Raw genomic sequence first — 7368 nt, forward strand, 5'->3', positions numbered from 1 at the left:
GCGCCGCCGGTGCGGACCCGGTCCCACCGCGTCGCGGCGTCGCGACGTGCCGACCAGAGCCGCCACTGCCGGACCACGACGACGACGGACCCGGCGATGAGCAGGACGGCGAACGGAACGCGCTCCACGACGCTGATCGGAGCACGGGAGCCGAGATCGTGGTGGCCGTTCCGGCGAACTCGCGGTGCCTGCCGTCGGCCCGCGCCCCGGCCGACCGGAGCGCTGGCCCCCCGCAGCGGGGGGACGACGTCGGCGATCTTGCCGGTGGCCGCGTCGGGGACCCCGTACTCCGAGAGCACGCCCGCCGGCGTGCCGAGCACCTCGTCGTGCACCACCCCGGTGACCGTGGGTACACGCCGGTCCGGGGTACTCGACGGAGTCGGGATAATGGGCCCGTGCCCTCAGAGCCAGCCGAACCGTCGCCGACCGCCGGTGACCCGATCGAGCCGGGCGAGCGACTGCGTGTGTTCCGCGCGCTGCGCTCGGCGGCCGACGACATGCGCAGCAAGAACAGTCTGCGCGACCTCGACGCGACGTTGTCCGATCTCGTGGCCAAGGCCGTCGAGACGGTGCCCAGTGCGGACGCCGGCGGGATCACGTTCACCCGCGAGACGCAGATCGACTCGAAGTACCACACGGCCGACCCCATCGGCGAGCTCGACGCGCTGCAGAGCCGGCTCAACGAGGGCCCGTGCATCACCGCGGCCGAGGACCCGCCGGAGAGCGGCGTGATCCTGGCCGACGACCTCGCCGGGGAGGACGCCGACCGGTGGCCGGTGTACGCGAAGGCCGCCGTCGACGCCGGGTACCGGTCGATGTGCTCGACACAGCTCTCGTCCGGGACCCAGGGGCTGCGGGCGGCGCTGAACCTCTACTCGGCGACGCCGAGGGCCTTCGACACCGAGTCCCAGCTCGTGGCGGCGTTGTTCGGCGTCCAGGCCGGTGTCCTGGTCTACGGCAGCGAGAACGCCGCGCAGCTCCAGCGGGCCATCGACAGCCGGGACGTGATCGGGCAGGCCAAGGGGATCCTCATGGAGCGCTTCGGCGTGGACGACTCCGAGGCGTTCCAGATGCTCGTCAGGTCCTCCCAGGGGACCAACCTCAAGCTGGTCAAGGTCGCGGCCTGGGTCCGCGACGACCTCGACGAACGCCGCCGCACCCGACAGGGCGGAGACGACGGCTAGCGGGCCTCGCCCGCGGGCCGATCGGGTAGCCGCTGGTCGTGTCGTCCCCTGAGGAACCGTCCGACTTCGAGTTCCCGCCCGGGACCGACCCGCAGCGGCGTCGTCCGCGACTGAGCTTCGAGCTGCTCGGGTGCGCCTGGAACGGGCACGCCCTCGTCGGGACCGACGCGGCGTCCGTCGGCGACGAGGACACGCTCGTCGTCCGGGACCTCGACCACGACCGCCGCCTGCACCGGTGCCTGCGCTGCGACGCCTGGACGATGCTCCCGGTGCCCGCGCACCCGGCCCGCCCGACCCCGGCTCCGCGCGACGAGATCGTCCTCCCGGACCGCGGGCGCCCACTCAAGGGCCGCTACGTGCTGCGGTTGATCGCGCTGACCCGGGCCTTCAACGTGCTGGTGCTGCTGCTCCTGCTCGCCGGCGCGGTCGCCGTCCTGGCCGACCGGACCGCGTTGCGCGACGACCTGGTGGCCAACGCGTCCGCGCTCCAGGACGTCTTCGGCGGCCAGGTCATCGGCCAGGTGCAGAGCGTGCTGGCCGGCGGTGCGGGCCCGCTGTGGCTTGTCGCGACCGGTCTGACCGTGCTGGTCGTGCTCGAGGCGACCGAGGGGGTCGGGCTCTGGCGTGCGACGCGGTGGGGCGAGTACCTGACCTTCGTCATGACCACCCTGCTGCTGGTGCCCGAGATCCTGGAGCTCACGAGCTCCACCAGCCCCGGCACGATCGTCGGGATGGTGATCAACGTGGCCGTGGTGCTGTACCTGCTGATCTCGAAGCGCCTCTTCGGGCTGCGGGGCGGCGCCGCCGCGGTGGCCGCCGAGCGGGAGCACGACATCAGCTGGGCGGCCCTGGCCCGCCACATCCCGGGGCGATCCACGCTTGACCCTGGAGCCGGGTCCAGGTTCTAGCGTTCCCCCATGACGACGGCGGCCTCGCTCACCATCTCCGACCTGGCCGCGGAGACCGGGCTGCGGCCCGACACCGTGCGCTACTACGAGCGGGTCGGGCTCATGCCGGCGCCGGCCCGCACGAGCGGGGACCACCGGCGCTACGACGCGCTCGCGGTCGACCGGCTCCGCTTCATCCGCGGCGCCCAGCAGCTCGGGCTGCGGCTCGCCGACATCAGGGGCCTGCTCGCGGTCCGGGACACCGGGGAGTGCCCGTGCGAGCCCGCCGAGCCACTGCTGCGGGCCCGAATCGCCGAGATCGACGTCGAGATCGACCGGTTGACCCGGCTCCGGGCCGACCTGGTCGCGATGGCCGAGCAGCTCCCGAGCGCCACCTGCCCCGACCCCGTACCCGGGGTCTGGTGCCCGCCCGACCACCGGAGGACCGAGGGGAGGTGTGACGCATGCTCGAGTTGAGGGCCTGTCCCTGCTGTGAGGACCCGCAGTGCGACTGCAGCACGTGCGACTGCTGCTGACACACCGGGCCCCACCGGTCCGCGGCCGGTGGGGTCCCGCGGCGCTACCGTCCGGGTCGTGACCAGCCCGGAGCCACCCGGTGCGCTCGAGGTCGGCGTGTTCCTCGCCGAGCTCGCGATGCTCGCGGCCCTCGTCTACGTCGGGGTCGTGCTGCCGGGCTCGGTGCCCGGCCGGGTCGTCCTGGTGGTCGTGCTGCTCGCCGCCTTCGTCGCGGTGTGGGGTCGGTGGCTCGCGCCGCGGGCGCCGCGTCGCCTGGCGCACCGGCCCGGTCTCGCGCTCGAGGTCGTCGTCGCCGCCGAGGGGCGCCGACGCGAACGGCGCGGATGACCACCGCGGCGGTCGAGGTCGATCCGGGCGCGACGGAGACCGCGGTGCTCGCGCTGGTGCCCGAGGCAGAGCCCGTCGTGCGGGAGCACCGCCGCCGCCTCGACCCGACGGCCGCGGCCGGGGTCCCGGCGCACGTGACCGTGCTCTACCCGTTCGTCGCCCCGCCCGAGGTCACGACGACGACGGTGGCCGCGCTGCGGGACGCGGTGGCGCCGGTGGCCCCGTTCGTGTGCCGGTTCGCCTCGACGGGCTGGTTCGACGAGGACCTGCTCTGGCTCGCGCCATCGGCCACGGCCCCGTTCGGGGAGCTCACGACTCGGGTGTGGCGCGCGTTCCCCGCACAGGTGCCCTACGGCGGCGAACACGAGCCGCACCCGCACCTGACGGTCGGGTACCGCGAGCACGCATCGCTCGACGCGCTGCGGGCCGCGGAGGCGCGGATCGTGCCGCAGCTGCCGGTGGCGGCCCGCGTCGACCGCCTGCACCTGCTGGCCGGGTCGCGGGCGCCGGACTCCTGGCGGGTGGTCGCCGAGCTGCCGCTGCTCGGCGCCTACCGTCGGCCGTGATGGACCTCGACCTCGTCGCCGACTGCGGCCGCTGCTCCGGGCTGTGCTGCGTCGCGCCGGCGTTCGCCCGCTCGGCGGACTTCGCGTTGGACAAGCCCGCCGAGACACCGTGCCCGAACCTGCGCGTGGCGGTCCCCGGGCGCTCCGACGCACCGTGCGGGATCCACGGCGAGCTGCTCGACCGCGGCTTCCCCGGCTGCGTCGCGTTCGACTGCTTCGGCGCCGGCCAGCGCGTGACCGCCGACTGGCGCGACGGGCCCGGGGCGGCCCGCGCCGCGTTCGACTCCTTTGCCGTCCTCCGTGGGCTGCACGAGATGCTCTGGTACCTGTCCGAGCCCCTGCCCGAGCTCGCGCCGGCGCTCGGCGAGGAGGTGGCCGCGGCGGCGGCGCGGGTGGCGCGCCTGGCCGAGGAGCCCCTCGCCGGGGTCGACGTGGACACGGTGCGCGGCGAGGTCGGCGCGCTGCTCGGCCGGGTGAGCGAGGCGGTGCGGGGGCCCGCGGCCCGCGGGCACGCGCGGGCGGACCTCGTCGGGCAGGACCTGCGCGGGGGCCGGGCGGCCCGGCGGGCGCTGACGGGCACGACGCTGCGGGGCGCGCTGCTGATGGGCGCCGACCTGCGCGGGGTGGACCTCGGGCGGGCCGACCTGCTCGGCGCCGACCTGCGGGGAGCGGACCTACGAGGTACCGGGCTGGCCCGGGTGTTCTTCCTGACCGGTCCGCAGGTGTCCGCGGCACGTGGGGACGCGACGACGACGCTGCCGGCGCGGGTGCGCCGGCCGGCCGCGTGGAGCTCCTGACGACGCGATGGTGGCCCGGTCGGGACGACCTCCGGCGCATCCCGCTCTCGGCCGCACGCTGTCGGGGGGTCCGGTTAGCGTGCGGGTCATGGCGGACACGGGGGACGGACAGGACGACGGCCTGGGCCTCGACGAGGTGCTGAAGGCGTTGCGGCACGACCTGCTGGAGGCCCAGCGCGACGGCGACACCGAGAACACCGGCCTCGCGGTGCAGACGGTGCAGATCGAGCTCTCGGTCGAGGTGACCCGGCACGTCGACGCGAAGGGCGAGGTCGGCGCGAAGTGGTTCGTGCTGTCGGGCTCGGCGTCGGGCGAGGCGAGCCGGGACCGGACGAGCACCAACCGGATCACGCTGACGCTCGGGCCGCTCTCCGACGGTGGCGACGCGACCCCGGCGACCACCGACCGCCCGATCGCGGGCGCCGACGTCTCGCCGGGCGTGCTCCCGCAGCACCGCGTGGGGCGCGACGGCTGAGCCTCACCCCCGCCGGCCCGTGACGTAGTGGCCGGGCGCCGTGATCCGGATCTCCCGACGCTGCCCGTGGTCCGGGCCGATGCGGTGCGCGATCCGGCCGGCGTGCAGCGCGATCAGTCCGGAGAGCAGGGGCTCGTGGTGGGTCGAGGCGGTGGAGTCGAGGATCGCCTCGCCGACCACGTCGGGCCCGCCCGCCGCCCGTGCTGCCCGGTCGACCGCCTCGACGACCCACACGTACTCGGGCATCGGGGTCAGCCGGTAGAGCCGGGCGAGCTCCGCGTCGACCTCGCGGGAGGACAGCCGCTCGAGCCAGTCGTCGGAGCGGGTCACGTACGTCCGCCAGGTGAGGTCGGCGGTGGCGATCGGTTCGTCGGGGTCGGCCTGGGAGACGTAGGCGCGGAACCAGTGCTCGCCCGCGGCCTCGGCGCGCTCGGCGGTCACGTAGACCTGGGGCAGCAGCGGCAGGATGGCCGCCTGCCAGGGCCGGTGCGCGTCGTCGACCTCGTCGAACGGGTCCGCCACCTCGAGGTAGGGGCCGCGGGCGTCGTCGTGGCGCCAGAGCCGCACGCCCGACCCCGACGCGAGCGACACCCGCCGGTACCCGACCACGACCCACGCGTGCGCCCGTGAGATGACGATCGGCGGGGCCTGGCTGTTGACGTAGCGGCAGAGGATGCCCCCGAGGGTCAGCATCCCGGCGTCGTCGTCCTCGGCACGGGTCGCCGGCAGGTGCACCAGGCCCGGGGAGAGCCCGAGGGCCGTCGCGCCGGCCATCATCTGCTGCACCGACAGGCCCTCGCTCGGCACCTGGCGCCCGACGATCACCCCGCCCAGCGCCGCGTCGTGCACCGCGGCGGTCAGCTGCCGCGGCACCCCGTGCGCGAGGTGGGCGTGGCGCAGCACCATCCACAGCGTCGCGTGCGCGCACCGCAGGTACTCCGCGTCCTGCGACAGGAACGGCATGGCCCGCACCTCGAGCGGCGTCCCGAACAGCGAGAGCCGCTCGGTGGCCTCGCAGCGGACCGCCTCGTCGAGCCCCGGCGGCGGGGTGATCATCGTGCGGCCGACCGGTGTGGCGGGCAGCGGGCGCATCACGGCGTAGCCGCGGTAGGCGGCCGGGTCCAGCCGGGTCAGGTCCGCCGGGTCGACGTCGTCGGTGAACAGGTGCCAGCGGTGGGTCACCGACGGATGGCGCCGGAACAGCCGGCCGTGGAACGCGGCGTGCTCGCTGCGCCAGTCCGGGTCGAGGTAGCGCTGCTCGACGACCAGCGACCGGACGCCGTGCTCACGGGCCAGGGAGACGATCCGCTCCAGCGGCGCGGACGGCGTGTCGCCCGCGTAGAAGTCCACGAGCTGCTGCCACGCGCCGTCGACGGTGACGTCGTACACCGCAGCCGCCGCGTCGTCCGGCGACCAGCGCAGGAACGGCCAGTCGCTCACCCGCGTACGACTACCACGGGGGTCCGACAGAGATCAGCGGATCACCGCAGGCGGATGCCGTCGCTCTCGTACTCGGCGCGCAGCTCGGCGTCGCGGACCCGCTCGAGCGTGGCGCGGAACGCCCGCTGCTGTTCGGGACGGTGCAGCCCGAGCCGCTCCGCGAGGTCACCCGCGGGCTCGCCCGGCTCCACGACGGTGCGCTTCCCGGCGATGCCGGCCATGGCGCCTCCCTGGGGTCGACGACACCTGAGTCTACGCCGGGACCGGCACAGGGGGCGCCTCCTCGACGGTGTCGGGGGCGGATCGGGCGCCGCTGCGGGCCAGCACGACGCAGGCCGCGGCCGCGAGCCCGAGGGCGAGCGGGGCGACGACGACGAACCAGGTCGAGACGCTGTCGCCGAGCACCGGCGCGAGCAGCGAGGGCGGCACCACCTCGGCGACCACGACGACCGCGGTCGCCGACGTCACCGTCGTGTGCCGCAGCGCGAGCGTCCACCACAGGCAGCCGAGGGCGCCGGTGACCGCCGCGACGAGGGCGGGCACCGAGATCAGCGCGGCGAGCGGGTCGGAGAGGTCGACGAGCTTGATCGCCGTCGAGCACGCCGCGAAGCCGAGCCCGGAGCACACCGCGAGCACGCTGCCCTGCCGCCCGACCGCGCCGGCCAGGCCCGCGAGCCCGATCAGGACGGCTGCGCCCGCGAGACCGATCTCGAGTGCGACGGTGTCGGTGGCGGTTCCGGTGTGCCCGGCGACGGCCGCGAGCCCGACGAGGGCGACCGACAGCACACCGACCGCCGCGATCGCGCGCCCGCCGAGCCGCGTGCCGAACCAGGCGCGGGCCGTCAGCGCGGTCACCGCGACGCTGGCGCTGACCGCGCACTGCGCGACGGCCATCGACACCGACTGCAGCGCCGCGACGTGGCAGAGCGCCCCCGCGCCCTCCGCGAGTGTCCCGGCGACGAACCAGGGGTGGCGCAGCAGCGCCGCCCACCGCAGCGGGGCCCCGTTGTCGAAGGCCGTCACGGCCGCCGCCTGCGCCACCGACCCCGTCCCGAACAGCACCGCCGCCAGCACCACCCACATCAGGCCCACGTCGCGTTCCTCCCCGGTCGGTGCACCCCAGGGTCGGACGGCTTGCTGGGTGGGGGCTGGGGC

The 7368-nt window shown here is 75.4% G+C and carries 11 protein-coding genes; 7 read left to right on the forward strand and 4 right to left on the reverse strand.

Features of this window, described 5'->3' with window-relative positions; genetic code table 11:
- Nucleotides 1-335 (reverse strand): hypothetical protein (locus tag AC0CYZ_RS21495; RefSeq protein WP_472219066.1); only part of this gene is annotated, 335 nt, incomplete at its 3' end.
- A gap of 60 nt (nucleotides 336-395) precedes the next feature.
- Here AC0CYZ_RS21495 and AC0CYZ_RS21500 point away from each other — a divergent pair.
- From AC0CYZ_RS21500 to AC0CYZ_RS21530, 7 genes are all read left to right on the forward strand, one after another.
- Complete coding sequence (locus AC0CYZ_RS21500) at nucleotides 396-1184, forward strand: GAF and ANTAR domain-containing protein (protein WP_472219068.1); 789 nt, start codon at nucleotides 396-398, stop codon at nucleotides 1182-1184.
- 38 nt (nucleotides 1185-1222) lie between these two features.
- Nucleotides 1223-2092 (forward strand): DUF2127 domain-containing protein, encoded by an 870-nt coding sequence (locus AC0CYZ_RS21505; RefSeq protein WP_472219070.1) that lies wholly within the window; start codon nucleotides 1223-1225, stop codon nucleotides 2090-2092.
- A 9-nt stretch (nucleotides 2093-2101) separates the two neighbouring features.
- On the forward strand, nucleotides 2102-2548 hold the full coding sequence (locus AC0CYZ_RS21510) for a MerR family transcriptional regulator (protein ID WP_472219072.1): 447 nt from the start codon (nucleotides 2102-2104) through the stop codon (nucleotides 2546-2548).
- Nucleotides 2549-2665: 117 nt separating this feature from the next.
- A complete protein-coding gene (locus AC0CYZ_RS21515; protein WP_472219074.1) occupies nucleotides 2666-2935 on the forward strand; it encodes a DUF2568 domain-containing protein in 270 nt (89 codons plus the stop codon).
- On the forward strand, nucleotides 2932-3501 hold the full coding sequence (locus AC0CYZ_RS21520; RefSeq protein ID WP_472219076.1) for a 2'-5' RNA ligase family protein: 570 nt from the start codon (nucleotides 2932-2934) through the stop codon (nucleotides 3499-3501). Before AC0CYZ_RS21515 ends, AC0CYZ_RS21520 begins: the two co-directional genes overlap by 4 nt.
- Complete coding sequence (locus tag AC0CYZ_RS21525) at nucleotides 3501-4298, forward strand: pentapeptide repeat-containing protein (RefSeq protein ID WP_472219078.1); 798 nt, start codon at nucleotides 3501-3503, stop codon at nucleotides 4296-4298. The genes AC0CYZ_RS21520 and AC0CYZ_RS21525 overlap by 1 nt, the downstream gene beginning before the upstream one ends.
- 88 nt (nucleotides 4299-4386) lie before the next feature.
- Nucleotides 4387-4773 (forward strand): trypco2 family protein, encoded by a 387-nt coding sequence (locus AC0CYZ_RS21530; protein WP_472219080.1) that lies wholly within the window; start codon nucleotides 4387-4389, stop codon nucleotides 4771-4773.
- A 3-nt stretch (nucleotides 4774-4776) separates the two neighbouring features.
- Here AC0CYZ_RS21530 and AC0CYZ_RS21535 read toward each other — a convergent pair whose 3' ends face one another.
- From AC0CYZ_RS21535 to AC0CYZ_RS21545, 3 genes are all read right to left on the reverse strand, one after another.
- Complete coding sequence (locus tag AC0CYZ_RS21535) at nucleotides 4777-6213, reverse strand: hypothetical protein (RefSeq protein ID WP_472219082.1); 1437 nt, start codon at nucleotides 6211-6213, stop codon at nucleotides 4777-4779.
- Nucleotides 6214-6254: 41 nt separating this feature from the next.
- Entirely contained in the window at nucleotides 6255-6434 is a 180-nt protein-coding gene (locus AC0CYZ_RS21540) for a hypothetical protein (protein WP_472219084.1), read from the reverse strand.
- A gap of 31 nt (nucleotides 6435-6465) precedes the next feature.
- A partial coding sequence (locus tag AC0CYZ_RS21545; RefSeq protein WP_472219086.1) for a hypothetical protein occupies nucleotides 6466-7368 on the reverse strand: 903 nt, incomplete at its 5' end.

This window comes from Actinomycetospora sp., assembly GCF_055612215.1.

Coding starts and splice junctions, on each gene's coding strand:
- AC0CYZ_RS21510 (WP_472219072.1), top strand. CDS start 2,102: ATGACGACGGCGGCCTCGCTCACCATCTCCGACCTGGCCGCGGAGACC.
- AC0CYZ_RS21520 (WP_472219076.1), top strand. CDS start 2,932: ATGACCACCGCGGCGGTCGAGGTCGATCCGGGCGCGACGGAGACCGCG.
- AC0CYZ_RS21525 (WP_472219078.1), top strand. CDS start 3,501: ATGGACCTCGACCTCGTCGCCGACTGCGGCCGCTGCTCCGGGCTGTGC.
- AC0CYZ_RS21530 (WP_472219080.1), top strand. CDS start 4,387: ATGGCGGACACGGGGGACGGACAGGACGACGGCCTGGGCCTCGACGAG.
- AC0CYZ_RS21540 (WP_472219084.1), bottom strand. CDS start 6,434: ATGGCCGGCATCGCCGGGAAGCGCACCGTCGTGGAGCCGGGCGAGCCC.